The sequence below is a fragment of the Reyranella sp. genome, from assembly GCF_965279465.1.
GTDB lineage: Bacteria > Pseudomonadota > Alphaproteobacteria > Reyranellales > Reyranellaceae > Reyranella.
In genome coordinates, this window is the sequence record NZ_OZ257242.1 from 7,509,715 (window position 1) to 7,534,629 (window position 24,915).

Annotated in this window: 24 protein-coding genes and 1 tRNA gene; 9 read left to right on the forward strand and 16 right to left on the reverse strand. The window is 66.7% G+C overall.

Going from position 1 to position 24,915, the window contains the following annotated elements; translation table 11 throughout:
- Positions 1-75: 75 nt before the first annotated feature.
- The gene (locus tag ACQY8M_RS36665) at positions 76-945 is read right to left on the reverse strand and encodes an MBL fold metallo-hydrolase (RefSeq protein ID WP_428667200.1); all 870 of its coding nucleotides are present in this window, start codon (positions 943-945) and stop codon (positions 76-78) included.
- A 73-nt stretch (positions 946-1,018) separates the two neighbouring features.
- Between ACQY8M_RS36665 and ACQY8M_RS36670 the strand changes: the two genes are divergently transcribed.
- The 3 genes from ACQY8M_RS36670 to ACQY8M_RS36680 are packed head-to-tail and all read left to right on the forward strand — an operon-like array spanning position 1,019 to position 2,675.
- Complete coding sequence (locus ACQY8M_RS36670; protein ID WP_428667202.1) at positions 1,019-1,342, forward strand: ArsR/SmtB family transcription factor; 324 nt, start codon at positions 1,019-1,021, stop codon at positions 1,340-1,342.
- An 11-nt stretch (positions 1,343-1,353) separates the two neighbouring features.
- Positions 1,354-1,881, forward strand: a complete 528-nt coding sequence (locus ACQY8M_RS36675; RefSeq protein ID WP_428667204.1) for a rhodanese family protein — start codon at positions 1,354-1,356, stop codon at positions 1,879-1,881.
- On the forward strand, positions 1,878-2,675 hold the full coding sequence (locus ACQY8M_RS36680) for a sulfite exporter TauE/SafE family protein (RefSeq protein WP_428667206.1): 798 nt from the start codon (positions 1,878-1,880) through the stop codon (positions 2,673-2,675). Before ACQY8M_RS36675 ends, ACQY8M_RS36680 begins: the two co-directional genes overlap by 4 nt.
- Before the next feature lie 3 nt (positions 2,676-2,678).
- On the opposite strand, the gene murA is transcribed toward ACQY8M_RS36680, so the two are convergent.
- The 3 genes from murA to ACQY8M_RS36695 form a co-directional block, all read right to left on the reverse strand.
- On the reverse strand, positions 2,679-3,959 hold the full coding sequence (gene murA, locus ACQY8M_RS36685) for a UDP-N-acetylglucosamine 1-carboxyvinyltransferase (RefSeq protein ID WP_428667208.1): 1,281 nt from the start codon (positions 3,957-3,959) through the stop codon (positions 2,679-2,681).
- A gap of 10 nt (positions 3,960-3,969) precedes the next feature.
- On the reverse strand, positions 3,970-4,473 hold the full coding sequence (dcd, locus tag ACQY8M_RS36690; protein WP_428667210.1) for a dCTP deaminase: 504 nt from the start codon (positions 4,471-4,473) through the stop codon (positions 3,970-3,972).
- A 120-nt stretch (positions 4,474-4,593) separates the two neighbouring features.
- A complete protein-coding gene (locus tag ACQY8M_RS36695; protein WP_428667212.1) occupies positions 4,594-4,746 on the reverse strand; it encodes a hypothetical protein in 153 nt (50 codons plus the stop codon).
- 17 nt (positions 4,747-4,763) lie between these two features.
- Between ACQY8M_RS36695 and ACQY8M_RS36700 the strand changes: the two genes are divergently transcribed.
- Entirely contained in the window at positions 4,764-5,648 is an 885-nt protein-coding gene (locus tag ACQY8M_RS36700; protein ID WP_428667214.1) for a haloalkane dehalogenase, read from the forward strand.
- A 39-nt stretch (positions 5,649-5,687) separates the two neighbouring features.
- The gene (locus tag ACQY8M_RS36705) at positions 5,688-6,407 is read left to right on the forward strand and encodes an HXXEE domain-containing protein (protein ID WP_428667216.1); all 720 of its coding nucleotides are present in this window, start codon (positions 5,688-5,690) and stop codon (positions 6,405-6,407) included.
- A 21-nt stretch (positions 6,408-6,428) separates the two neighbouring features.
- Here the strand turns inward: ACQY8M_RS36705 and pstS are convergent, their stop codons facing one another.
- The 5 genes from pstS to ACQY8M_RS36730 form a co-directional block, all read right to left on the reverse strand.
- Positions 6,429-7,481 carry a phosphate ABC transporter substrate-binding protein PstS gene (gene pstS / locus ACQY8M_RS36710; RefSeq protein ID WP_428667218.1) on the reverse strand — a complete coding sequence of 351 codons (1,053 nt, stop codon included), beginning with the start codon at positions 7,479-7,481 and terminating at the stop codon, positions 6,429-6,431.
- Between the two features lie 174 nt (positions 7,482-7,655).
- Positions 7,656-8,288, reverse strand: a complete 633-nt coding sequence (locus ACQY8M_RS36715; RefSeq protein ID WP_428667220.1) for a universal stress protein — start codon at positions 8,286-8,288, stop codon at positions 7,656-7,658.
- Between the two features lie 16 nt (positions 8,289-8,304).
- The gene (locus tag ACQY8M_RS36720) at positions 8,305-8,517 is read right to left on the reverse strand and encodes a hypothetical protein (RefSeq protein ID WP_428667222.1); all 213 of its coding nucleotides are present in this window, start codon (positions 8,515-8,517) and stop codon (positions 8,305-8,307) included.
- An 18-nt stretch (positions 8,518-8,535) separates the two neighbouring features.
- Positions 8,536-10,332, reverse strand: coding sequence for an acyclic terpene utilization AtuA family protein (locus ACQY8M_RS36725; protein WP_428667224.1), 1,797 nt, complete (start codon positions 10,330-10,332; stop codon positions 8,536-8,538).
- A 2-nt stretch (positions 10,333-10,334) separates the two neighbouring features.
- A complete protein-coding gene (locus ACQY8M_RS36730; RefSeq protein ID WP_428667226.1) occupies positions 10,335-11,123 on the reverse strand; it encodes an enoyl-CoA hydratase in 789 nt (262 codons plus the stop codon).
- 58 nt (positions 11,124-11,181) lie between these two features.
- Here ACQY8M_RS36730 and ACQY8M_RS36735 point away from each other — a divergent pair, with 58 nt between their 5' ends.
- Positions 11,182-12,075 carry a PaaI family thioesterase gene (locus ACQY8M_RS36735; RefSeq protein WP_428667228.1) on the forward strand — a complete coding sequence of 298 codons (894 nt, stop codon included), beginning with the start codon at positions 11,182-11,184 and terminating at the stop codon, positions 12,073-12,075.
- 173 nt (positions 12,076-12,248) lie between these two features.
- A complete protein-coding gene (locus tag ACQY8M_RS36740) occupies positions 12,249-12,767 on the forward strand; it encodes a hypothetical protein (protein WP_428667230.1) in 519 nt (172 codons plus the stop codon).
- Between the two features lie 44 nt (positions 12,768-12,811).
- Here ACQY8M_RS36740 and ACQY8M_RS36745 read toward each other — a convergent pair whose 3' ends face one another.
- Entirely contained in the window at positions 12,812-13,156 is a 345-nt protein-coding gene (locus tag ACQY8M_RS36745; protein WP_428667232.1) for an Hpt domain-containing protein, read from the reverse strand.
- Positions 13,153-15,300, reverse strand: a complete 2,148-nt coding sequence (locus tag ACQY8M_RS36750) for an ATP-binding protein (protein WP_428667234.1) — start codon at positions 15,298-15,300, stop codon at positions 13,153-13,155. Before ACQY8M_RS36750 ends, ACQY8M_RS36745 begins: the two co-directional genes overlap by 4 nt.
- Positions 15,301-15,529: 229 nt before the next feature.
- Here ACQY8M_RS36750 and ACQY8M_RS36755 point away from each other — a divergent pair, with 229 nt between their 5' ends.
- Both ACQY8M_RS36755 and ACQY8M_RS36760 read left to right on the forward strand, forming a co-directional pair.
- Positions 15,530-16,165: a winged helix-turn-helix domain-containing protein gene (locus tag ACQY8M_RS36755; protein ID WP_428667236.1), complete on the forward strand. Its 636-nt coding sequence runs from the start codon at positions 15,530-15,532 to the stop codon at positions 16,163-16,165.
- 25 nt (positions 16,166-16,190) lie between these two features.
- Positions 16,191-16,266: transfer RNA gene (locus ACQY8M_RS36760), tRNA-Ile, on the forward strand.
- 33 nt (positions 16,267-16,299) lie between these two features.
- Here ACQY8M_RS36760 and ACQY8M_RS36765 read toward each other — a convergent pair.
- From ACQY8M_RS36765 to mgtA, 5 genes are all read right to left on the reverse strand, one after another.
- Positions 16,300-17,424: an ABC transporter permease gene (locus ACQY8M_RS36765; RefSeq protein ID WP_428667238.1), complete on the reverse strand. Its 1,125-nt coding sequence runs from the start codon at positions 17,422-17,424 to the stop codon at positions 16,300-16,302.
- Between the two features lie 2 nt (positions 17,425-17,426).
- Positions 17,427-20,177 (reverse strand): ribosome-associated ATPase/putative transporter RbbA, encoded by a 2,751-nt coding sequence (gene rbbA / locus ACQY8M_RS36770; protein WP_428667240.1) that lies wholly within the window; start codon positions 20,175-20,177, stop codon positions 17,427-17,429.
- A 1-nt stretch (position 20,178) separates the two neighbouring features.
- A complete protein-coding gene (locus ACQY8M_RS36775; RefSeq protein ID WP_428667242.1) occupies positions 20,179-21,186 on the reverse strand; it encodes an HlyD family secretion protein in 1,008 nt (335 codons plus the stop codon).
- A gap of 195 nt (positions 21,187-21,381) precedes the next feature.
- Entirely contained in the window at positions 21,382-22,365 is a 984-nt protein-coding gene (locus tag ACQY8M_RS36780) for a zinc-dependent alcohol dehydrogenase family protein (protein ID WP_428667244.1), read from the reverse strand.
- Between the two features lies 1 nt (position 22,366).
- Complete coding sequence (mgtA, locus tag ACQY8M_RS36785; RefSeq protein WP_428667246.1) at positions 22,367-24,886, reverse strand: magnesium-translocating P-type ATPase; 2,520 nt, start codon at positions 24,884-24,886, stop codon at positions 22,367-22,369.
- Positions 24,887-24,915: the final 29 nt, after the last annotated feature.

The following is a 24,915-nucleotide window of genomic DNA, read 5'->3' on the forward strand; positions in this document are numbered from 1 at the left end:
CTCGCGGTTCTATCGAGCGCGAGTCGACTGACTTCAGTCCCGTAGCGCTTCGACATCGTTCATCTCGCCCGAGCGTTAGCCTGCCAGTCGCACCGGAATGCGAAGATAGCTCGTGCCGTTGGTGTCGGCCGGCGGCAGGCGCCCGGCCCGAATATTGACCTGCACCGACGGCAGGAGGAGGACCGGCGCGGCCAGCGTGGTGTCGCGCGCGCGTCGCATCTCGACGAAAGCCTGCTCCGCCACACCGTCGCGGACATGGACATTCCTTGCCCGTTCCTCGGCTACCGTCGTCTCCCACGCATAGCGGTCGCGTCCCGGCGCCTTGTAGTCGTGGCACATGAAGAGGCGGGTTTCAGGCGGCAGCGACAGAAGGCGCCGGATCGACCGGTAGAGCGTGGCAGCATCGCCGCCCGGAAAATCGGCGCGTGCGGTCCCGTAGTCGGGCATGAAAATCGTGTCGCCGACGAATACGGCATCGCCGATTCGGTAGGCGACATCGGCCGGCGTGTGACCCGGGAGATGCATCACCTCGATCGCGAGGTCACCCAGGGGCAGAACCTCGCCGTCCTTCAGCAGGCGGTCGAACTCGCGACCTTCCCCGCTCACGTCGGCGGCATTGAAAAGCGGTTTGAAAATCTTCTGTACGTCCTTGATGTGCTCGCCGATCGCGACCTGCGCGCCCGTCCTCGCCTTGAGATGCGGCGCGCCCGTGAGGTGATCGGCGTGGGCGTGGGTCTCGAGGACCCAATCGACGCGGACACCACGCTCCGCGGCTTTCGCCAGCACACGATCGGCCGACACCGTCGTCGCCTTGCCCGAGCGATGATCGTAGTCGAGCACCGGGTCGATGATGGCGGCCCTGCGCTGTGCCGGGTCGCTCACCAGATAGGTGATGGTGAAGGTAGCCTCGTCGAAAAAGGCGTCGATGACGGGTTTGACGGACATCGCGAACTCCATGGTGGCTCGACATATATATAAGGTCTTGCTAATTTAGCAATATCTAATATATATTGAACCGGTGAAGACCAGGACCAACTCCGCCCGTAACGCATCGCGCGACCTCAAGGCCAAGGCCGGCCAGGTTGCCGACCTGTTGCGCGCCATCGCCAACGACCGCCGACTACTGATCCTGTGCCGGCTGGTCGAATGCGGCGAAGCCACGGTGGGACAGCTCGCCGACGATGTGGAGCTGTCGCAGTCCGCCCTGTCGCAGCATCTGGCGCGCATGCGGGAGGAAGGCCTGGTCGCCTTCCGCCGCGACGCGCAGACGCTCTGGTACCGCATCGCCGATCCCCGGGTCGAAGACCTGCTCGGCACCCTGCACCGCCTCTACTGCCGCTGAAAGGAAGACTCATGTCTCTGCAAACGATAGATGCCCCCGCCGCCAAACGCCTGATCGACCGGGGCGCGATCCTGGTCGACATCCGCGAGGCCGACGAACATGCGCGCGAGCACGTATCCGGTGCGCGCAATGTGCCCTTGTCACGGCTTGGCTCGCTGCCCTTTGGCGCCAAGGCGATGGTGTTCCATTGCCGGTCGGGCGCCCGCACCTCGGCAAACGCGCCGCGTCTCGCCGCAGCCGCCGATTGCCAAGCGTACATTCTCGAAGGCGGCCTCGACGCCTGGAAGAAGGCGGGGCTGCCGGTCGAGGCCGACAGCAGCCAGCCGATCGAGATCATGCGCCAGGTCCAGATCACCGCCGGTAGCCTGGTGCTCGTGGGCGTCGTGCTCGGGGCATGGGTGGCGCCAGCTTTCCTCGGTCTCTCTGCCTTCGTTGGCGCAGGCCTGGTGTTCGCCGGAGCGAGCGGCTGGTGCGGCATGGCCAAGCTGCTTGGCCTGATGCCATGGAACCGCCGCCCGCTCTCGAACCCGGTGGCATGATGCTTACCGCACTGCCTGCGGGGCTGGCCCTCGGATCGGGCGGCGTGATCGGGCTTGTCCTGGGGGTGATCGGCGGCGGCGGATCGATCCTGGCCGTGCCCCTGCTGATCTACGCCGTAGGTATGGCCTCGCCACATGCCGCCATCGGTACGGCAGCCTTCGCCGTGGCGGTAAACGCCGCGACGAGCCTCGGCCTGCACGCTCGACGCAGCAAGATCCGCTGGCCCTGCGCCATCGTCTTCAGCGCCGCCGGCATCACCGGCGCGTTCGCGGGCGCAGCCATCGGCAAGGCGATCGACGGCCAGAAGCTCCTCGCGGGATTCGGCCTGTTGATGATCGTGGTCGGTGTCATGATGCTTCGGCCCAGGACCCAGGTGGACCACCCGTCTCCCTGGCTGACCTGGCAGACCATGCCGCAGCTCCTGCCACGGCTCGCCGGCTTGGGGGCCGGCGTCGGCCTGCTGTCCGGCATCTTCGGCATCGGCGGCGGCTTCCTCATCGTGCCGGGCCTGATGCTCGCCGCACGCATGCCGATCGCGGAGGCGGCAAGCGCTTCACTCGTGGCGGTCACCGCCTTCGGCGTCGCCTCGGCGTCGAGCTATGCGTGGTCCGGCCTCGTCGACTGGCCGGTTGCCCTTCTGCTGGTGGCGGGAGGCGCGGTCGGAGCCGTCGCCGGAACACGTCTCAATACCATCCTGTCCCGGCGGCGCGACATGCTGGCCCGCATCTTCGCCTGGTTCGTGATAGCCGCCGGCCTTTACGTCACTGGTCGCGGGGCTTTGACCTTCGCGTAAGCATCATCCCTTCAGCCGCTCGATGTCGGCGCCGCAGGCAGCGAGCTTCTCCTCGAGCCGCTCGTAGCCGCGGTCGAGGTGATAGACCCGGTGCAGGGTCGTGTCGCCTTCCGCGGCGAGACCGGCGATGGCAAGCGAGACCGAGGCGCGCAGATCGGTGGCCATGACGTCGGCGCCACGCAGCCGCGAAACGCCGCGCACCAGCGCCGATTCGTGGTGGATGGTGACGTTGGCGCCCATGCGGGCCAGCTCCGGAACATGCATGAAGCGGCTCTCGAAGATCGTCTCGGTGATCATCGAGGCGCCCTCCGCGCGCGTCATCAGCGCCATCATCTGCGCCTGCAGGTCGGTCGGGAAGCCGGGATAGGGCTCGGTCATGACGTCGACGCCGTGCAGGCCGTTGGCACGATGGACCCGGAAGCCACGATTGGTCTTGTCCAGCACGACCCCGGCGGCGCGCAAGCTCTGCGCCGCGGCCTCGAGGAGGTCGAGCCGACCACCAACGAGCTCGACGTCGCCCGCCGTCATGGCAATCGCCATCGCATAGGTCCCGGTCTCGATCCGGTCGGGCACCACCGCGTGGGTGGCCGCCTTGAGCTGCTCGACACCTTCGATGATGAGCGTCTCCGTGCCGATACCCAGAATGGGCACGCCCATCTTCGACAGGCACTCGGCGAGGTCGGTGATCTCCGGCTCACGCGCGGCGTTGTCGAGCACGGTCGTTCCCTTGGCGAGCGCAGCCGCCATCATCAGGTTTTCCGTCGCGCCGACCGACACCTTCGGGAAAGTGTAGCGAGCACCCCTGAGGCCCTTCGGGGCCCGGGCGACCATGTAGCCTCCGTCGATCTCGATCTCCGCGCCCATCGCCTTGAGGCCTGCGATATGCAGGTCGACCGGCCGCGCCCCGATCGCGCAGCCGCCGGGCAACGACACCCGGGCCTCGCCCTCGCGCGCCACCAGCGGCCCCAGCACCAGCACAGATGCGCGCATCTTGCGCACGATGTCATAGGGCGCGGTGGTCGAGGTGATCCTGTCGGCGCGCAAGGTGAGCGTCGTGCCGTGGCTGTGGCCGTTCTCGCCCGGCGCGGCACTGATCTCCACGCCGTGCTGCTTCAGCAGCGCGATCATGGTCGTGATGTCGGCGAGCCGGGGCACGTTCTTCAAGGTCAGCGGCTTGTCGGTCAGCATCGCCGCCACCATCAGCGGCAGGCAGGCGTTCTTCGAGCCGGAGACGACGATCTCCCCCTTGAGCTGGCGGCCACCCCTGATCCTGATGCGATCCATGTCGGCTCCTCTAGATCTTCGGCAGGGTGACGCCGCGCTGGCCCTGGTACTTTCCGGCCTTGTCGCGGTAGGAGACCTCGCAGGGCTCGTCGCCCTGCAGGAACAGGAACTGCGCCGCGCCTTCGTTGGCGTAGATCTTCGCCGGCAGCGGGGTGGTGTTCGAGAACTCGAGCGTGACGTGTCCCTCCCATTCGGGTTCCAGCGGCGTCACGTTGACGATGATGCCGCAGCGCGCGTAGGTCGACTTGCCGACGCAGATCACCAGCACGTCGCGCGGGATGCGGAAATATTCGACCGTGCGCGCGAGAGCGAAGGAGTTCGGCGGGATGATGCAGACGTCGGTGTTGCGGTCGACGAAGCTCTGTTGGTCGAAGTTCTTCGGATCGACCACCGAGGAGTTAACATTGGTGAATATCTTGAAGTCGGTGCCGACCCGGGCGTCGTAGCCGTAGGAGGACAGCCCGTACGAGATGATGCCGTCGCGCTTCTGGGCATCGACGAAGGGCTCGATCATGCCCCTCTCCTGCGCCATGCGGCGAATCCAGCGATCGGAAAGAATGGCCATTCTTGTTTGTCTTTGTACGAGGGGAGTTCGAGGCTTCTAGACGAGCGGACCGGGCCGCTCAACCACTGCTCATCCGGGCTTGTCCTTGTCCTTGGTCTGTTCCTTGCCGCTCGCCTGCGAGCGGGCCTGGGCCTTGCGCCGCTTGAGGTTTTCGCGCAAAGCCGCGGCCAGCCGCTCGGCACGCGCGTCCTTGGAATCGGCGGGCTTGGCAGGGGCGGTCATTGCCGAAGGATACACCATTGGTTCAGGCCCTGCGCACTCCCGATGATCGTTTCCAGGCCCTGCATGGCTGGGCATATGCGCCCTTCTATCACCAGCGCACCGACGGTCTGCGCCTGCACTATGCCGATACCGGCCCGCGCCGGGCGGCGCGGACCTGGCTCTGCCTGCACGGCCAGCCGACCTGGAGCTACCTCTATCGCCGCATGATGCCGACATTCGCGATGGCGGGGCATCGCGTGATCGCGCCCGATTTCGCAGGCTTCGGACGCTCGGACAAGCCGGTGGACGAGAAGGCCTACAGCTTCGACTTCCACCGCCGCAGCCTGATCGACCTCATCGAGACGCTCGACCTCCGCAATATCACTCTGGTCGTGCAGGATTGGGGCGGGCTGATCGGCCTCACCCTGCCGATGGCCATGCCCGACCGGTTCGAGGCGCTGCTGGTGATGAACACCACCCTGGGCACCGGAGACGAGCCGCTGAGCCAGGGCTTCCTCGACTGGCGCGATTTCTCCAACCGCAACCCCGACATGGATATCGCGCGACTCCTGAAGCGCGCCTGCCCGCACATCGGCGACGAGGAAGCTATGGCCTACGGCGCGCCTTATCCCGACGCCTCCTACAAGGCGGGCGTGCGCGCCTTTCCCAACCTGGTGCCCGACCGGCCGGACGCTCCGGGCGCGGCCGTGTCGCGCCAAGCGCGCGACTTCTGGCGCAACGCCTGGACCGGCAGGAGCCTGATGGCGGTCGGCATGAAGGATCCGGTGCTCGGACCTTCGGTGATGCGGTCCTTGCATGCCCACATCAGGAATTGCCCGCCGCCGCTGGAGATTGCCGACGGCGGGCACTTCCTGCAGGAGTGGGGCGACGCCATCGCGCATAAAGCGGTTGATACACTGTAATCGTCGACGGCACGTCGACACGGGTCTAGTTTCCCGCCGATGTTTGCATTTGCCTTGGTCTGGCCGTGGATCGGCATCGGCGCGGCAGGCCTGCTCCTGATTCTGCTGTGCACCAACGTCCTGCGCAGCGACCGTGCCGTGACGCGCTGGGGCGACATGGTCTGGCTGACATGGGCCGGCACCTTCGTCTATCTCGTGCACCAGTTCGAGGAGCATGGCATCGATGCCATGGACCATGCCTATGCCTTCCGCGGCTTCCTGTGTGCCTACGTCGGCTTTCCCGATCCCAACGCCTGCCCGGTGCCGCTGTCCTTCATCACGGCAGTGAACATCGCGGCGGTGTGGCTCGCCGGCCCGCTGTCGGCGCTGCTGGCAGCGCGCTGGCCGGTGATCGGGCTCAGCTTCTTCGCCATCCCGGCAGTCAACCTGTTCGCCCATGCCGGGCCGGCGGTCCTGTCGGGCCGTTACAATCCCGGCCTGCTGAGCGCGCTGGTGCTCTTCCTGCCGCTGTGCCTTATCGTCTTCGCGACCGCCGTAACGCGCTATGGCCTCGGTGTGCGCTCGATCCTGGCCACCCTGTTCGCGGGAGTGGCGCTGCACCTCGTCCTCATGACCTCGCTGATGGCGTTCATCGACGGCCGCCTCGGGCTGGAGGGACTGCTCCTGCTGCAGGTCGCCAATCCGTTTCTGTCCGCCTTGATCGTGGTGTTGCTGGCCGGGCGAGGAGGCAGCAGCGTCCGCCGGTCCGCGCTCCTATAGCCACCGTCGCGATCCCGACGCTCATTGAGACGAGCTGACACTGGTCAAAGGGGTGCCATCGCAGGTGCCTTTCTCGATACAGCTGACGAGCGCTGCCGGTAGAGGAACGTAGTTCAAGTCGCTGGCAATCGCTTTCCCGTCGTGCAGGACCCATTGCAAGAAGGATAATGCCGCCGTCCTGCGAGCCGGCACCGCGGACTCCCGGCGCAGCAGCACGAATACGGTTGCTGCAATGGGATAAGCATTTTCTCCCGGCGCATCTGCCAGCATCAGATGGAAATTCCTCGCACCAGCCCAGTTCGCGCTCATGGCAGCGGCCTGGAAGCTCGCCGCGTTCGGCGCGATGAAGTTGCCGGCCTTGTTCCTCACCACGGCATATGTCAGCTCTTTCTGCAGCGCATAGGCGTATTCGACGTAGCCAATCGAATTGGGAATCTGGGCAACAAGGGCGGCGAGCCCACTATTGCCTTTTCCGCCAACCCCGACGACCCATGAAATGTTGGTGCCCCAACCAGCCTTGCTGCGCCATTCGTCACTCGCCTTCGACAGGTAGTAGGCCCAGTTGAAGGTGGTGCCGGAGCTGTCCAGGCGATGGACGACCATAATCGCCGCATCCGGCAGAGCGAGGCCGGGATTGAGCGTCCCTATCGCCGGGTCGTTCCACCTCCGTACCTTGCCAAGGTAGATATCGGCCAGGATGCCTCCGGTCAGCTTCAGGTCGCCCGCCTTGATACCGGCGATATTCACGACCGGCACAATGCCGCCAATAACCAACGGAAACTGCTCCAGACCGGCATGAGCAAGCTCCTCTGGCTTCAAGGGCGCGTCGGAAGCGGCGAAGTCCAACGCCCCTGACTTGATCTGCGCGATTCCCGCGCCCGAGCCGATGGGATGGTAGAGCACCTTGCCTTGGCCCCTGGACGAATACGCCGCGGACCACTTGGCCATGACCGGATACACAAAGGTCGATCCTGCGCCGGTGATATCCTGAGCGACTGCCGGCGCAACGCCCGCCAGTAACGGCACAAGAATCGCAGCAACGACCATTCGGAAGAGTGACGCGGCGAATACCATGATTGCCTCCCGCTCGATATTTTCAGATTTATGACTCCTCTGTTGGACGAACCACTGCGACGCACGCGAAACGAAATCGCCGATACAATTGTGCAGGAAAGGTTTCCGATGGACTTCGGCGGTAACGCGAGCCTGCGCAGAAACCCGTCGGCTCGATTCAGAAGCAGGTCTCGTTCAGTGCGACAGAAAGAGTGCCGTCGGCGGCGCGGCGAGCAGCCGCTGCGTGGCGCCGCCCAGGATGAAATCGCGCAGCCGCGACTGACCGAATGCGCCCATGACGATGAGACCGGCGCCGCACGACGCGGCGTAGTCCGCGAACACGACCTCAATCGTGCGTCCGGCTGAGGCGACGCTGGCCACGACCGCCTCGACGCCGTGCGTCGCCAGATGCGCAGCGAGCGCCGGCGCCGTGCGTGTCGCGGCGAGCGTCTTGCGGTTGGCCACGGTGAGGATGTGCGTGGCCTTCGCCCGGCGCAGGGTGGGAAGAGCGTCGGCAATCGCCCGCGTCGATGGCCGCGAGCCGTCCCACGCCAGCACGACGGCTTCAAAGGCGCTGGCGGCGGCGGCTTTGCGTGCCTGGGGCAGGACCAGGGTCGGGCGTCCCGAATCGAACACCAGCGCTTCGGCGTAGAAGTGCAGGTCGTGAGCCGAGAGATAATATTCACCGGGAACCGGCAGGATCGCCAAGTCGCGCAAGCGGGCCTGATCGACCACGATGCCGGAGACATCAGCCAGCTCGCCCTTCTCGAAGATCGTCGTGCCAAAGACGCTTTGCTTGGTGGCGGCAGCGCGGAAATTCCGCAGCATCGCCTCGGCGTCGGCGCTACTGATATTGCTCTGCTCGGCCCAACACTGCGGAAATGTCGATCAGCACATGCCGCAGGACATTCGTCGAGCCCCGCGGAACGATCCCGCAGGCGACGGCCGAGATACGAGCGCCCCATGCAGCGGCCAGGTCGACGCATTGCTCGATGGTTGCGTCCAGCGTCGGCGTGGGAAAGCTCCTGAGCACGAGGAGCAGATCCTTGAATGCCACGCGCGACCTCCCGCCGCGTCAGGCGGCCAGCGACCTCGCGACATCTGACGGAACACGCACCGGCATGTCGAGCAACATTTGTGCGAAGGCCTTGGCCAGCGGATCGGCCTTGAGCGAGGCCATGCCGCCGCCGCCCAGCGCCTGGCGCAGCAGGAAGTTGAAGCCGCCGATGCCGGGCAGGCGCCAGCGCGTCACCTTGCCGTGGATGCGATGGGCGAAGTAGTTCGCCACCGCCTCCTCCGTCATCTCCGAGTCGAGGATCGGCACAAATTCCGGCCTGCGCGCGAAGATGCCGATGTTCGCGTTATCCCCCTTGTCGCCGGAGCGACCGTAGGCGAGCGCAATCAGCGGCACCGTCTCGCTGAGCGTTGCCGGCAGCGGCGCGGCCGCCGGCGCTTCGACCGGCAACTGCGCCGCCGTGAAGCCGCCGGCGCGCGCGCCTTCCTGCATCGGGATCTGGCGACCGTCGAGGTCGATGGTCACCGGCACCTGGCTCTTCGGCACGAGGCAGGAGAACATGCGGATCACCGGCGTCGGCGAGACGCGGCCGGCGCCGAAGCTGCCGGTCATCCCGACAACGCCGCCGGTCGACATCGGCGCGATCTCGCGACCGAGCAGCGCCAGCGCTTCCTTCTGATCGTGCTTGGCCGCGATCTTGACCACGACCTCGCGGCTGTCCCCGGTGCGCGCGTGCGGCCCGTAGGTCGCCTCGCCACCAATCACCTCGAGGCTGACGTCGCGATAGTCGGCCCAGCCCTTCTCGGCGAACAGGCGGCGCGTCTTCTTGAGGATCATCTCGGCGCTGTGCCGGCCCTTGGCCACGGCCTCGCGTCCGCCGAGCATGAAGATCGTCGAGAGCTTGTAGCCGTCGGGAAACGTCGTCGACACCTTGTAGGTATCCGACGCCGGGCGCCCCTTCGCGCCCGAGACGCGCACCTTGTCTTTGGCGACCTGCTCGTAGCGCGCCTGCGTAAAATCGCAGACCACGTCGGGCACGATGTAGGCGCGCGGATCGCCGATCTCGTAGAGCATCTGCTCGGCCACCGTCGCCGGCGTGATCAGCCCGCCGGTGTTGTCGGGTTTGCCGAGCACGAATGCGCCATCGTCCTCGACCTCGGCCACGGGGAAACCGATGTTGTCGTAGTCCGGCACCAGCCGCCAATCGGTGAAGTTGCCGCCGTTGCACTGCGCGCCGCATTCGATGATGTGGCCGCACAACGTGCCGGCCGCCAGCCGGTCATGGTCGTCCATGCTCCAGCCGAACTCGTGGATCAGAGCGCCCAAGGTGACCGCCGAATCGACGACCCGCCCGGTGATCACCACGTCGGCGCCCTCCGCCAGCGCCCGGGCGATCGGGAAGCCGCCGAGATAGGCGTTCATGCTGGCGATCCGCGCCGGCAGCGCCGCGCCGGTATCCATCTCCCGGATGTCGAGCTTACGCAGCTCTTCGATCCGCGGCTGCAGGTCGTCGCCGAGCACGACCGCGACCTTGAGCGTCACGCCCGCCGCCTCACATGCCTTCAGCACCGCGTCGCGGCAGGCCTGCGGATTGACGCCGCCGGCATTGGTGACGACCTTGATCCTCCTGTCGGCGATCTCCTTCGCGAGCGGCCCCATCACGGCGGTCACGAAGTCGGTCGCATAACCCGCCTGCGGGTTGCGAAGTTTCTGCGCGGCCATGATCGACATGGTGACTTCGGCGAGATAGTCGCTCACCAAGTAATCGACATTGCCGTGTCGCACGAGCTGCGCGGCGGCGGTCTCGGTGTCGCCCCAGAATCCCGAGTGACAGCCGATGCGGACAGTGCGGGTCATGCTCACCCCTTTTTCTTGCGGTTGACGAACGCCGTCATGCGCTCGAGGTGCTCGCCATCGGCCACCGACTCGGCCATGGCATCGATGCCGGCCTGGATGCCCTCGTCGATCGACAGCCGCTCCCAGCGCCGCATCAGCCGCTTCTGCACCCGCATCGCCTTGGGAGTCGCCTCGACCATGGACGCGACGCAGCGCTCGATCGCTTCGTCCAGCGTCGCCGCCGGCACGACCTGCTCGACCAGGCCCCAGCGATCCGCCGTCGCAGCGTCGATATTCTCCGCGGTGAGCAGCAGCCACGAGGTCCGGCCCCAGCCGATCAGGCGCGGCAGCAGCGCCGCCTCGACGACCGACGGCAGGCCGACCTTCACCTCCGGCATGCCGAACACGGCATTGTCGGCGGCGATGCGGATGTCGCACGACACCGCGACCTCGAGCCCGGCGCCCAGGGTGTAGCCCTCGGCCTTGCAGATCACCGGCACCGGCACGTCGCGGATCGCCTGGCAGAGCTTGTGGATCTGGGTGAGGAAGCGCCGCCCGTCCTCGGGCTGCCTCATCGTCGTCATGTGGTTGATGTCGGCGCCGCCGATGAAAGACCGTCCGCCCGCGCCGGAGAACACGACGCAGCGCAGATCCTCCTCGCGCGCCAAACCGAGGAACGCCTCGGTCAGGTCGAGCAGCGCCGGCGGATTGACCGCATTCAGCTTGCGCGCATTGTCGTACACGACATGCGCCACCGTGCCTCCGGGACGACGATCCCAGGAAATGTCGACCTTGTGGATGGGCGTCGCCATGTCGTTTCGCTCCGTGGTGCTTCTTACTTCTCGCGCGTTCTTCTATTAGAGCATGGACATGCCCGATTCCATCGACCTCGCCCGCTACGCCGTCTTCACCCCGCCCGACCCGTTCGAGGACCATACCGGCCCGTTCTACTTCCGCATCCATGGCGATGCGTCGAAGGCCGGCACGGTGCATTGCGTCCTGCCGACCGAGCCGCGCCACGGCAACTATGCCGGCGGCGTGCATGGCGGCGCGATCCTGACCTTCGCCGACTACGCGCTCTGCCTGGTGGCCGGCCGCGCCGCCGACGGCGGCACCAACACCTCCTTCGCGATGACGGTGAGCATCGCCGTCGAGTTCCTGAGCGCGGGCCGCATCGGCGTGCCGCTCGAGGCGACCGGCGAACCCTTGCAGGTCACCGGCCGGCTCGCCTTCGCGCGCGGCAGCATCACCCAGCAAGGCAAGGCGGTGGCGCTGTGGTCGGGCGTCGTGCGCCACGTCGCGCGCGCCAAGGTCATGGGCCGCAAGGACGCGGCTGCGCCAACAAGCAGCGTCGCGCCGGCACAGACCGTACCCGAGGGCTTCGAGCCGCTGACCAATGCCAGCGTCTATTCGCGCCACATCGGACCGTCCTATGCGCGCAAGGAAGTCGACGGTGTGACGATGATCCAGCCCACTCTGCCACGCATGTGCAATTCGGGCGGTGCGCTGCATGGCGGCTACATGATGAGCTTCGCCGACTCGGCCGTGACACGCGCGGCGGGCGTCGTCACCGGCATGGCGCCGAGCACGGTGTCGTTCGCCGCCGAGTTCCTCGCCGCCGGCTCCTCCACCGTGCCGCTGGTCACCCGGGTCGAGGTGCCGCGCCATGGTCGCAACCTTGCCTTCCTGCGCGGGCTGCTCGAGCAGGACGGCAAGCCGCTGCTGTCCTATTCGGCGACGATCTTCCTGCGGCCGAAAGCGTAGCGGCGCGGCCGAGACGCACCGAGACATCGGCATTGGGTGGTAGCCGCCGTGCTCGGCTTTTGCGCGCTCGCGGCAAATTACACCCAGGGTTCGGCCGCGGTGGCACAATCTCGACCACGAGCGTAGAGAACCGGCGCTATTGCCGAATTTGGGCACGACTACCGAGGTGCTGCATGGGGATGCTCCTGGCGTTCGCTCCGTTCATCGCGTTTGCGATCGTCGATCGGCTGGCGGGCTCGGTCGAGGGACTTGTTGCCGGTGCTGTCGTCTCGATGGTTCTATTGGTTCGCGACCGGTTCACGCCGGGCAGAAGTCCAAAAGCCCTCGAGATTGGAACGGCCGTGCTGTTCACGGGTCTCGCGATTTATGCCTTGTTCGGTGCCCCCACCTGGTCGGTCATCGGCGTGCGCCTGTGCGTCGATGCGGGCCTCCTCGTGATCGTTCTGGGTTCGATGGCTCTCCGTCGCCCCTTCACCCTTCAGTACGCTCGCGAAAGTGTGCCCGAGGCTTCCTGGAACACGCCTGAATTCCTTCGGGTCAACTATGTGATCACCGCTGCGTGGGCTGTGGCCTTCGCCGTTATGGTGATTGCGGAACTTTGCCTGCTGTACGTTCCGGACTTTCCGCGCCGGGCGGGGGTCATCGTCATCATCGCCGCCCTCGTCGCTGCCGTGAAGTTCACCGGATGGTAATCCGAGCCGCGTTCGGCAATGATTTCCGGTGTTCGGATGTCGTTTCACCGCACGTGCGCCCCTTCCGCCAGAAGGGCGGCCTGCTCTGCCACGTGAAGGATCTCGCGGTGGAACTGTTCCTGCATACGGCGCACGCTGAGCAGGTCATGCGTCTTGGCAGCACGCTCGACGGCTTCGGCGATCTGGTGCAGCGGCACCGCGCCGACCATCCCCGAGGCGCCCTTCAGCCGATGCGCAGCGCGGGCAATGGTCGCGAGATCGTCAGTCCCGGCGATCTCGCGCGCCGCATTCTGTGCCGTGTCGAAGAACTCGCGCTCGATCTCGGCCAGAGTTTCGGGATCGTCACCGAACAGCTCGACCAGCCTGTCCCGGTCGTAGGCCGCGCTCACGCCGCCTGCTCCGCGCGGACGTCCTTCAGCCAGGCATCCAGGATCGCGCGCAGCCGTTCGATGCCGACCGGCTTGGCGATCAGCCCGTCCATGCCGGCCGCGTGGGCGCGCGCTTCCTCGTCCTCGAAGGCGCTCGCAGTCACGGCGAGGATCGGCGTCCGCGCCAACCGCTCATCGTTCTCGCGGCGCCGGATGCGGCGGGCCAGCTCAAAACCGTCCATCCCCGGCATTTGCAGGTCGGCGAGAACGAGGTCGTAGGAACCGCGCCGCACGAGCTCGAGCGCTTCCGCGCCACCCGCTGCCGTATCGGTCGAGGCGCCCGCCAGCTCGACCTGACGGGCGAGCACGCGGCGGTTGACCGAATTGTCATCGACGACCAGCACACGCCCGCCGAACCGTGCTGGCTTATGAAGGGTCTGCGCGGCGGCAGGGGTCGGCCGCGTCCTGCCGGCGGCGCGCGTCGCGGCCTGGATCAGCACCTCGCGCCGCCAGGGCCGCGGCAGGCCGCCGGCTGAGCCCGGCGTCGCGGTGACGTCGAGCATCGGCACGTGGCCTGGGCCATCGCTGCCCGCGACGCGCATGCCGACGAAGCCTTCCGCCGGTGCGAGCACCACGGTGGCGCCGGCGTCCTCCAGGTAACGGCCGATCGCGCGCGCCTCGTCGGCGTCGGGCAGCGACAGCACCAGCGCGAGATTCCTCAGCGGGCGTCGTAACACCACGGCAGGCTCGACAGGTTCGAGGGGCAAAGTGACGCTGAAGATCGAGCCGACGCCCGGCACGCTCTCGGCCGCGACGCTGCCGCCCATGGCTTCGGCCAGGCGGCGCACGATCGACAGGCCCAGGCCGCTGCCGCCAAAGCGGCGCGTGGTGGTGCTGTCGGCCTGCACGAAAGGCTCGAATAGTCGCTCGCGCTGCCCCTCGGTCAGGCCGATGCCGGTGTCCTCGACCTTAATGCAAAGCGCACCGCCCGCGGCCCGCTCCAGCGATAACTTGACAACGCCAACTTCGGTGAATTTCAATGCATTGCCCAGCAAATTGAAAAGAATTTGCCGCAGCCGCAGCAGATCTCCTTTCACCTGCTCCGGCACCTCAGGCGCCACATAAGCCGCGAGCCGGATGCCCTTGGCAATCGCATGCGGCGCCAGCGCTTCCGCTACGCCCTCGATCAGATCGACGGTCGAAAGCGCGAGGTGCTCGAGGTCGAGCCGGCCGGCCTCGATCTTCGAGAAGTTCAGGATATCATCGATGATGCGCAGTAGCGTCGCCGCGGAATAGCGGATGGTACCGAGCGATTCCTGCTGCTCGGGCGAGAGCGGCGTATGGCCCAGGATGTCGACCATGCCCAGCACGCCGTTCATCGGCGTCCGGATCTCGTGGCTGACCATGGCGAGGAAAGTCGACTTCGCCTGGTTGGCCTGTTCGGCCTCGCGCTGGGCAGCCGTCGCGGCGGCGCGCGCCTCCCGCTCTTCATCGTAGGCGAGCTGCAGGCGGCGAGCGAGTTCCTCCCTTTGGCAAGCGAGCGCGATGTTGTCGTACTGCCAGCGGTGAACGTCGCGCACATGGGTCATGAGATGGCCGACATAGGCGCCGCCCGCGAACCCGACCAGCTGGTAGAAGGGATCGGCCGAAAGGAGCAATACGACCAGGAGCGGCGCGGTCGTCGCCGCGGCGAAGGCGTAGAAGGTCGGCGGATGCACCGAGCGGATCGGCACCGCGGTGGTGATGGTGGCCAGCAGCACGAGGGCGAGCAGCATGCGTTGCAGCTCGTACTCCTTCGCAGCGAGCATGAAGCCCGCCGCGCCCCAGCAGGCGCCCGCGAGGAACGACAGGACGGCGAACCACCGCCCCCACCGGATGACCTCGCTATCCGGAGGATCTGCACGGGCGAACTTGCGGCGCAGGACGTCGAAGCCGACCGTCACCGCCAGATGCGCGACGAACGGCGGCGCCAGTTCGGTCAGATCGATCTGCCGCCAGTAGATTGCGCCGATCACCGGCCACAGCACGAACGAGAAATAGCGCGCCTGCTTCGAGCTCTTGAACAAGCGGCGGATGAGCTCGGCGCGGACGAAGGCGTCCAGCCGTGCCGGATCGGCGACCTCGCGCGGAGGAGCGGCTATGGAAGATCCAACGACGAGCGGCAATGGCGAGCTATCGTCCGGAATGAATTGAACCCGACATGCGATTGAAGATGCGCGAAGAACCGGTAGCATCGTATCAAGAATATCAAGAAAGCCCTATAAATTATTGTGTGAACTAGGTAAATTGTTACCAATGGAAGGCATTTACAGGTGAATTCTGGCCATGCAGCAGCCTTCGGTTCTTCTGGTTGAGGATGACGCATTCCAACGGAAGGCGGCCGAGACCTACCTCATGAATCACGATCTCAAGGTCATCGCGGTCGAGAATGGCGCGCAGATGCGCCATCAGGTCTCGCGCGCGATGCCCGATCTCGCCCTGCTCGACGTCCAGCTCCCCGGGCAGGATGACGGCTTCGCCCTCGCCCGCTGGCTGCGCGAAAACAGTGCGCGGGTCGGCATCATCATGCTGACGGCGGCGGGCAATTCGGTCGACAAGGTGCTCGGACTGGACAGCGGCGCCGATGATTATGTCGCCAAGCCCTATGAGCCGCGCGAGTTGCTCGCCCGCTGCAAGAGCGTGCTGCGTCGCTCGGTCAACAAGACCACGCCCTCGCGCATCGAAAGGGTGCGCATGGGCCACCACATGCTCGATCTCGCCAAACGGGCGCTGCACGACGACGCCGGCAAGGACATCCCGGTGACGGCCGCCGAGTTCGACATCCTCAAGATCTTCGCCGAGAACCCCAACCGGCCGCTGAGCCGCGACTGGCTGCTGGAGACCACCAGCCACCGTACCCGCGACCCCTTCGACCGGGCGATCGACCTGCGCATCACCCGCATCCGGCGCAAGATCGAGCCGCTGCCCGAAAAGCCGACGGTCATTCGCACCGTGCGCGGCGTCGGCTATATGTTCGTGCCCGCCGAATGATGTATGACAGCGGGCCGCGAGGCGGGGGCCCGTAGTTCAGCGGTTAGAACGAGCCGCTCATAACGGTTATGTCGCAGGTTCGAATCCTGCCGGGCCTACCACCGCTTTGCCACGCATGGCGAAGCTGGGTCCCGTCACGATTGGCCCATGACCTTGCGATAGCGAACGAGCCCGAGCCCAAGGAACAGCGCCCCCATCAGCGCCACCCTGACGAATTGAGACCAGACGATGTCGAACCCCGCGCCCCGGTAGAGGATGGCTTGGGCGAACGAGACGAAATGCGTCGAGGGTGAGGCCTCCATCACCATGCGCAGCACGTATGGCATGCTTTCGAGCGGCGTGTTCGCACCGGACAGCAAATTGAGCGGAATGGCGACCAGCATGTACAGCAGCCCGAGCTGCGGCATGGTCCGCGCGATGGTCGCCAGGAAGATGCCGACCGACATGGCGAAGAAGAGATAAACCGCCACGCCGGCCACGAAGAGCGGCACCGAGCCCGCGATCGGGATGCCGAGCAGCTGCCGCACCACCAGGGTCAGCGACAGGCCGACCGCCACGGTGATCACCAGGGCATTGCCGAGGACCTTCGATACCGCAATCTCGAAGGGCGTGACGGGCATCACGAGGAGATGATCCATCGTCCCATGCTCGCGCTCGCGCACCACCGCGGCTCCAGCCAGGATGATCGCCAGCATGGTCACGTTGTTCACCACGCCCATGATGCTGGTGAACCAGCCCGTCGTGACGTTGGGGTTGAAGGCGATGCGCACTGCGAGATCGGCCGCGGGCGGTCGCCGATCATGAAACCGGGCAACGAAACCGGAAATCTCGGTTTCGATGATCTGCCGGGCATAACTTGCACCGATGCCGGCCTGGACCATCGCCGTGGCATCGACCAGCACCTGGAGGGTCGGCACGCGGCCAGCCAGCACGTCACGTTCGAAATGCGGCGGGATGTCGAGCACAAAGGTATAGCGCCCGGTATTCATCAGCCGGTCGACATCACGCTGCCGGATCGGCTCCGCCGGCTTGAAGTACGGCGCCAGGAACGCGCCGGCGATGCGACGCGACAGGTCGGATCGATCCTCGTCGACGACCCCCAGCGAGGCGTTGTGCAGTTCCTGGGAATTGCCTTGAGCCTGCGCGATTATCGCGAGCGAAAAGGAATAAATCACCAGCCCGATCAGCACCCCGTCGCGAAAGAAGCTGCGCACCTCCTTGGCCGCCAGCCAGAAGATCGTCGAGACCGACCGTGCCACCGTCACTTCTCCTGCGGCCGCATCAGCAGCAGGCTGAGCAGGGTCAGCGCCGGAACGAAGGCGGCGAGCGCCAGCAGGTGGCCGGAAAGATCACCGAGTCCCAGGCCCTTGGTGAAGGTGCCCACGCTGATGGGCAGGAAGTAGGTCATCGGGAAGAATCGCCCGAGCAGTGCAGCGAACCCGGTCAGCGAGGAGACCGGCGTCATCATGCCGGCGAACATCGTGGCGGGCAGGACGGTCATGATGGCCGTGCCGAACAGCGCGGCGATCTGTGTGCTCGTGAAGGCGGAGATCAACCGTCCGTAGGCGGTGGTCGCCAGGACATAGACGAAGGCGCCGATCAGCAGGGCGAGGAAGCTTCCCTTGATGGGAACGTCGAAGACGAAGATGGACATCAGGAACATGATGGCGAAATTCACCATGGCGACCGCGACGTAGGGAATCTGCTTCCCGAGCAGGAACTCGAGCCGTGTCACCGGGGTGACGTAGAGATTGACGATCGAGCCGAGCTCCTTCTCGCGCACGATCGCCAGCGCCATCAGGATCGCCGGAATGAGCGCGAGCTGCAGCGCAAACTGCGCCGGCACCATGGCATAGATGCTGTCGAAATCCTGGTTGTAGCGGAAGCGCAGCGAGACATCGGCCAGCGGCGCGGTCACGACGGCGCCGCCATGGCCGCGGATCGCGGCGTCGCTCAGGAACTGCGCATGGGCACCCTCGAGATAGCCGCGGATCGTCTCGGCGCGAAAGGGCATCGCGCCGTCGATCCAGACGCCGACCTGGGCCGGCCGGCCGCGCCTGAGATCGCGACCGAAACCCGGCGGTATCTCGATCGTCGCCATGACCTCACCCCGCTTCAGCCGGTCCTGGAGATCCCTCGCGTCCGCGAGCGGCGGCTGCTCGGCGAAATAGGGCGAGCCGCGAAGCTCGCCGAGATAGGCGCGGCTTTCGAAGGAATTGTCGCGGTCGAGCGCCGCGAACGACAGCGAGTTGACGTCGGTGGTGATGCCGAAGCCGAAGATCAGCATCAGGAAGGCGGTGCCGCCGAGGGCAAAAGCGAGCCGGATCGGATCGCGCATCAGCTCGAGCGATTCCCGGACCGCATAGGCCAGCAGGCGGCGCAGGCTGAAGAGATCCTCCCGACGGGCCCTGACCGGGCTGGTCGGTATTCTGGCCGGCATTCCGGCTGGGGGCTCAGCCAAATCGCCGGCGGCACCGGCGCCCTTTGCCTCCTCGAGAAACGATACGAAGGCGTCGTCGAGGGATACCGCGCCGCGCGCCTGCGTGATCGCCTGCGGCGTTCCGGTCATGAGCACACGCCCGGCATCCATCAAGGCAATCCGGTCGCAACGCGCCGCCTCGTTCATGAAGTGCGTCGACACGAAGATCGTGACGCCTGCTTCGCGCGACAGGTCGATCAGCAGCTGCCAGAAGAGGTCGCGCGCCAGCGGATCGACCCCGGACGTCGGTTCGTCGAGGATCAGCAGGTCGGGCTGGTGGACGACGGCAACTGCCAGCGACAGGCGCTGGCGGATGCCGAGCGGGATGTCGGACGCGAGCTGGTCGACGTGGTCGGCGAGGCGGAATTGCTGGACCAGATCGGCAACCCGCGCCCGGGCCTTCGCCGCCGGCAGGTGGAAGAGCCGCGCATGCAGGTCGAGGTTCTGCCGCACCGTCAGCTCGGTATAGAGCGAGAAGGACTGCGACATGTAGCCGACGCGCATGCGCGACTCCATGCCGTCGGCCGCGAGCGGCTTGCCGAACAGCGTCGCCGTGCCCTCGCTCGCCGGCAGCAGGCCGGTCAGCATCTTCATCGTTGTCGTCTTGCCGCAGCCGTTGGAGCCGACGAAGCCGAATATCTCGCCGCGCTCGATGTCGAAGCTGACATGGTCGACCGCGGTGAAATCGCCGAACCGGCAGGTCAGGCCGCGGGCTGCGATGACGATCTCGCGGTCGTTTCCGGCACGCGGCGGTTTCTGTGGTCGCCGCCCGCGGCGGCCGCGTCCGTCGGGCAGCAATGCAACGAACGCGTCCTCGATCGTGTCGACGCCCGCCCTCTCCTTCAGCGTGGCCGGCGTTCCGGTCGCGAGGATGGCGCCGGCGTTCATCGCGACCAGCCAGCCGAAGCGCTCGGCCTCCTCCATGTAGGCGGTGGCCACGATCACGCTCATTTGCGGGCGGCGTGCACGGATGCGATCGATGAGCTCCCAGAACTGCCGACGCGACAGCGGATCGACGCCGGTCGTCGGTTCGTCGAGGATGAGAAGATCCGGATCGTGGACCAGCGAGCAGCACAAGCCGAGCTTCTGCCGCATCCCGCCCGAAAGCTTTCCCGCTGGCCGGCTGGCGAAGGCCGTCAAGCCGGTCGCCGCCAGGAGCTCGCGGATGCGCCGCTTGCGCTCCGCCCGGCCGTGACCGAACAGCCGGCCGAAGAAGTCGATGTTCTCCTCGACGCTGAGGTCGGGATAGAGGTTCTTGCCCAGCCCTTGCGGCATGTAGGCGATCCGCGCGCATATCGCGCGCCGATGCCGGCTCGAGCGCATGCTGCCGCCCAGCACCTCCAGCATGCCGCCCTGGCAGCGCTTGGCGCCGGCGATCAGGCCGAGCAAGGTCGACTTGCCCACGCCATCCGGCCCGATCAGACCGACGATGGTGCCGGTCGGGATGGTGAGGCTGATCCCGTCCAGCGCCACCAATCGCCCGAAGCGGTGTCGCAGGCCGTCGATGCGCACCACGACACCGGGAGCGTCCATGCTAGGGCGTTCCCTGAAGCGCCGCGGGCCAGGCGGCCGCCGGGTCGAAGCGCACGTAGGCAAGGCCCGGCAGCCCGCTCGGAGCCTGCGCCGGCCGGCTGCGCAACTGCTCGGCATCGACGCGAACGCGGACCCGGAACATCAACTTGTCGCGCTCGGTCTGGGTCTCGACCATCTTGGGCGTGAATTGCGCCTGGGGCGAAACGAACGTCACCTTCGCGCCGATCGGAGCCTGCGGATAGGCGTCGAGCACGATGCGGGCCTCGTCGCCGACCTTGAGGCGGCCGACGACGAGGCTCGGCAGGTAGATGTCCATGTAGAGATAGCCGAGGTCGAGCAGGGTGAAGACCTTGCCGCCGGCCGGCAGGACCTCGCCGACGTTGGCCATGCGGTACTGGATGCGCCCGTCTCGCGGCGCCACCAGCGTATTGTCGGCAATGTTCACCTTGAGCAGCTCGACGTCGTGCAGCGCCGCCTGCAGGGAGCTCGTGAGCTGGTTGATCCGCGAACTGGAGACGCGCTCCGCAGCGCGCGCCGAATCCAGTTGCTGGCGGCGCTGGTCGAATACTTCCTGGGTGGTCCAGCCATTTTTTAGCAGCGTTTGCGTGCGCTCGATCTGCTGCTCTGCAAAAACGCGCTGGGTGCGGATTTGCTCGAGGGCGGCCTCGGCACCGGAAATCGATTTCTGCTGCAGATCCACCTCCGCCTGCGCCTTCTTGAGGGAGTGTGAAAGGTCGCGCGTGTCCATGACGGCGAGCGCTTGGCCGGCGGTCACCATGTCGCCTTCGTCGGCCTTGAGCTCGGCGATGCGGCCGGCGAACTTGGTGGCGATGTCGATCGGATCGGCCTCGATCCGTCCGTTGCCAAAGGCGAAGCCCGGCGGCAGTGCGGGCAGGCGGTGAGTCCACCAATAGCTGCCGCCGGCTGCAGCCGCAGCGAGCGCCAAGACTGTCAGCGCCAGCGCCATCCTCCGCCTGCGCGACCGCGGCGCCGCCGTCGGCAGCACCATGGGTAGTCCAGCCGGCGAAGCATCGGTTTGCGCCGCTGGCGGGGCGATGATCTCGCCAACCTGCTCAGGAGCAGTATCCGTGCGAACGCGTTGCGGACCATCCATCTACAAACTCCCATCGCAGCAGCGCGCCAGCGATGGGCTAACCTATTCCGGAGAGCGGCAACTCGGTTTGAGACAGGTCAATCCACCGTCTCACGGCACCAGAACGGCGGCTCCCTGGATGCGGCCCTGCCGCAGATCGGCGAGAGCCTCATTGGCGCGCTCGAGCGCGTAGACCGTCGTGCTCGTGCGCAGCTTTGCGGCCCGCGCGATGCCAAGGAATTCGACCGCATCCTGGCGCGTGAGGTTGGCGACCGAGAGGACCTGGCGTTCCTCCCACAGGATGCGATACGGAAACGAAGGGATGTCGCTCATATGGATACCGCCGCAGACCACCCTGCCCGCCTTGCGGACAGCCTTGAGCGCTTGTGGAACCAGCGGCCCGACCGGCGCGAAGATGATGGCGGCATCGAGCAGCTCCGGCGGGGCTTCGTCCGAGCCGCCGGCCCAGCGCGCGCCGAGCGACCGGGCGTGAGCCTGTGCTGCCCTGTCGCCGGGGCTCGTGAAGGCATAGACCTCCCGGCCTTGCCACCGACAGACCTGGGCCAGGATGTGGGCCGCCGCGCCGAACCCGTAGAGGCCGATACGCCGGCCATCCCCCGCCTTCCTGAGGCAGCGCCAGGCAATCAGGCCGGCACACATGAGTGGGGCCGTCGCGACCGGATCGGCGTCGCGATCGAGCGGGAAGGCAAAGGCTGCGTCGGCGACGACGTGCGTGGCAAAGCCGCCATCGCGCGTATAGCCCGTGAATAGCGGATGATCGCATAGATTCTCGTCACCCGAGCGGCAGTAGCCGCAGCATCCGCACGTATGCCCCAGCCAGGGAATGCCCACCCGCCGACCAAGCAGCCCGGAAGGCACGCCGGCAGCGGCATCTTCCACGATCCCGACAATCTCGTGCCCGGGAACCAGAGGAAGGTGCGGTTCGGGCAGCTCGCCGTCCACGACATGGAGATCGGTCCGGCACACGGCGCAGGCTTCGACGCGGACCAAGATCTCGCCCGGCCCAGGCGCAGGATCGGGACGCATCTCGAGCACCAGGGGCGTGCGGGGCGTACTCAGGACCATTGCCTTCATCTTACATTCTCCCGACGGCGAACCGCTTCAGCAGCTCGGCCGATACCAGATAGACGATCGTGATCATGCCGACGCTCGCGGTGACCGCAGGCGGCGGCGCCTGGAAGCCGAACCACGAACCGATCGGGCTGAAGGGCACCGCCATCGCCACGACGAGGGCGGTGAGCGACGACACCGTCAGCGCGGGGTGCGGCCGGTTGCTCCACGGCCTGCCGTTGGTCCGGATGATGAAGATGACCAGGACTTGCGTGGCCATCGATTCGAGGAACCAGATCGTGCGGAATTCCTCCGGTGCGGCGTGAAAGACCAGCAGCAGCCCGCCGAAGGTGAGCAGGTCGAAGGCCGAGGACAGCGGCCCCATCACCCCCGCAAAGCGGATGAGCGCGCGCATGTTCCAGACCTGCGGCTGCGCGATCGCCTCGGGCCGGACGGTGTCGAAGGGAATGCCTATTTCGGAAAAATCGTAGAGGAGATTGTTGAGCAGGATCTGGGTCGGCAGCATCGGCAGGAACGGCAGGAACAGCGATGCGACCGCCATCGACAGCATGTTGCCGAAGTTCGAGCTCGCGCCCATGCGGACGTATTTCAGGATGTTGGCGAAGGTCCGCCGGCCCTCCGCCACGCCATCGGCCACGACCTCGAGATCGGGCGCGAGCAGGATCATGTCCGCGGCGGCCTGGGCCACGCCGGTGGCGCCGTCGACCGACAGGCCGATATCGGCCACCTTCAGCGCCGGAGCGTCGTTGATGCCGTCGCCGAGGAAGCCCACGATCTCGCCCCGGGACTGCAGCGCCTTGATCAGGCGCGACTTCTGGTCGGGCGCGAGCCGGCCGTAGGCATCGACTGTCTGCACCTGGACGGCGAGCGCGTCGTCGCTCAGCTGGGCGATGTCGGATCCCGACAGGACGGTCTCGAAATGCAGCCCGACCAGTCCGGCCAGCCGCTTCACCACCACGGGATCGTCGCCGGACAGGATCTTGACCCGGATGCCCGCCGCCGCCAGCCGGGCGATGGCGGCATTGCAGCTGGCTTTCGGCGGATCGGCAAAAGCGCAGATTCCCTCGTATCGCAGGTCCGTTTCGTCGGCCGCTTCCAGGTCGTGCGTTGTTCCGGACCACGGCTTGGAGCCGATGACGACCGATCGCAGCCCCTCTTCCGCCAGCGCCCGCACGCGCGCCTGGGCCTGCTCGCGTTCGACGGGCCCCATCGGCAGCACGCCGGCTGCCGTCCGCATCGAGCTGCAGAGCGGCAGCAGCGCCTCGGGCGCCCCCTTGGCGATCAGCAGCTTGCCCTCGGGTCCGTCGGCCAACACGGAGCCCAGCCGTCGGCTGAAATCGAAGGTGTGGCGGGCGAGCATCGTCCAGCCCTGGGCCGCGTCGGGCACGCCGCCCACCAGGGCAACGTCGAGGGCGCCGCGATCGCCGCCCAGGGCGGCAGAGATGGCGCCGAGCCGCGCCGCGCGGTCGTCGCTCGCCCCCGCCGCGTCGAGGCTCTGCGCCAGGGTGATTTCGGCCGCAGTGAGCGTGCCGGTCTTGTCGGTGCACAGCACCGTCATGGCGCCGAGGTCATGGATCGACGCCAACCGCTTCACGATCACCTTTTGCGTGGCCATGCGCAGGGCGCCCCGGGACAGGGTAACCGTCGTGATCATCGGCAGCAGCTCGGGCGTGAGGCCCACGGCAAGCGCCACGGAGAACATCAGCGATTCGATCACCGGCCGGCCGAACAGCACGTGCGTGGTCAGCACGACCACGACCAGCGCGATCGTAAGCCGCGCCGTCAGCAAGCCGTAGGCATGCAGGTCGCGCTGGAAAGGCGAGGGCAACTGGATTTCCGCCAACGCCGACGCCGCCGCGCCGAACAGGGTCTCGCGGCCGGTGCCGACGACCAGCGCCAGAGCTTCGCCCGTCTGCGCGATGGCGCCGCGGAACAGGGCATTTGAGGCCTCGCCGGCACTGCGAGCGGTCACCAGGCCGGGCCGCTTTTCGACCGGGTAGGGCTCGCCGGTCAGCGCCGCCTCGTTGGCGGTAAAGGCAGTTGCCTCGAGCACCAGCGCATCGGCCGGGACGATATCGCCGGCGCGCACGCGCACGATGTCGCCCGGCACGACCTTGTCGATCACGACCGCCACGAAGGCGCCGTCGCGCTTGACCTCGGCCTTGAGCGCCACCGAATGACGAAGCTCCTCGGCCGCGCGCAGCGCGCGGCCTTCCTGAAAGGTGTCGAGACCGATCGACAGGGACAGGATGACGACGATGATCGTGCCGCCGATGGCGTCGCCGGTCGCCGCCGAGACCAGTCCAGCAGCCAGCAGGATGAGCGACAGCGGTTCGAGCAACCGTCGCAGGACCGCACCGGTCACACCGATGCGCTTGGGCAATACGTCGGCATTGGGGCCGTACTGCCGAAGGCGCGCTTCTGCCTCCTCCGATGCGAGACCGACGGTCCGGCATCCGAGCCTGGCGCAGAGGGCATCCTCACCGAGCACCCAGAAAGGCACCGCGACTTCAGCCGAGGTCATCGAAATGCCCCATCGAGCTTCGTCAATTT

Bases quoted from the DNA above. Each gene is read 5' to 3' on its own strand.
- ACQY8M_RS36665 (WP_428667200.1), bottom strand. From the start codon at position 945: ATGTCCGTCAAACCCGTCATCGACGCCTTTTTCGACGAGGCTACCTTC.
- ACQY8M_RS36675 (WP_428667204.1), top strand. From the start codon at position 1,354: ATGTCTCTGCAAACGATAGATGCCCCCGCCGCCAAACGCCTGATCGAC.
- ACQY8M_RS36680 (WP_428667206.1), top strand. From the start codon at position 1,878: ATGATGCTTACCGCACTGCCTGCGGGGCTGGCCCTCGGATCGGGCGGC.
- murA (WP_428667208.1), bottom strand. From the start codon at position 3,959: ATGGATCGCATCAGGATCAGGGGTGGCCGCCAGCTCAAGGGGGAGATC.
- dcd (WP_428667210.1), bottom strand. From the start codon at position 4,473: ATGATCGAGCCCTTCGTCGATGCCCAGAAGCGCGACGGCATCATCTCG.
- ACQY8M_RS36695 (WP_428667212.1), bottom strand. From the start codon at position 4,746: ATGACCGCCCCTGCCAAGCCCGCCGATTCCAAGGACGCGCGTGCCGAG.
- ACQY8M_RS36705 (WP_428667216.1), top strand. From the start codon at position 5,688: ATGTTTGCATTTGCCTTGGTCTGGCCGTGGATCGGCATCGGCGCGGCA.
- pstS (WP_428667218.1), bottom strand. From the start codon at position 7,481: ATGGTATTCGCCGCGTCACTCTTCCGAATGGTCGTTGCTGCGATTCTT.
- ACQY8M_RS36715 (WP_428667220.1), bottom strand. From the start codon at position 8,288: ATGCTGCGGAATTTCCGCGCTGCCGCCACCAAGCAAAGCGTCTTTGGC.
- ACQY8M_RS36725 (WP_428667224.1), bottom strand. From the start codon at position 10,332: ATGACCCGCACTGTCCGCATCGGCTGTCACTCGGGATTCTGGGGCGAC.
- ACQY8M_RS36730 (WP_428667226.1), bottom strand. From the start codon at position 11,123: ATGGCGACGCCCATCCACAAGGTCGACATTTCCTGGGATCGTCGTCCC.
- ACQY8M_RS36735 (WP_428667228.1), top strand. From the start codon at position 11,182: ATGCCCGATTCCATCGACCTCGCCCGCTACGCCGTCTTCACCCCGCCC.
- ACQY8M_RS36740 (WP_428667230.1), top strand. From the start codon at position 12,249: ATGGGGATGCTCCTGGCGTTCGCTCCGTTCATCGCGTTTGCGATCGTC.
- ACQY8M_RS36755 (WP_428667236.1), top strand. From the start codon at position 15,530: ATGAATCACGATCTCAAGGTCATCGCGGTCGAGAATGGCGCGCAGATG.
- rbbA (WP_428667240.1), bottom strand. From the start codon at position 20,177: ATGGACGCTCCCGGTGTCGTGGTGCGCATCGACGGCCTGCGACACCGC.
- ACQY8M_RS36775 (WP_428667242.1), bottom strand. From the start codon at position 21,186: ATGGTGCTGCCGACGGCGGCGCCGCGGTCGCGCAGGCGGAGGATGGCG.
- ACQY8M_RS36780 (WP_428667244.1), bottom strand. From the start codon at position 22,365: ATGAAGGCAATGGTCCTGAGTACGCCCCGCACGCCCCTGGTGCTCGAG.
- mgtA (WP_428667246.1), bottom strand. From the start codon at position 24,886: ATGACCTCGGCTGAAGTCGCGGTGCCTTTCTGGGTGCTCGGTGAGGAT.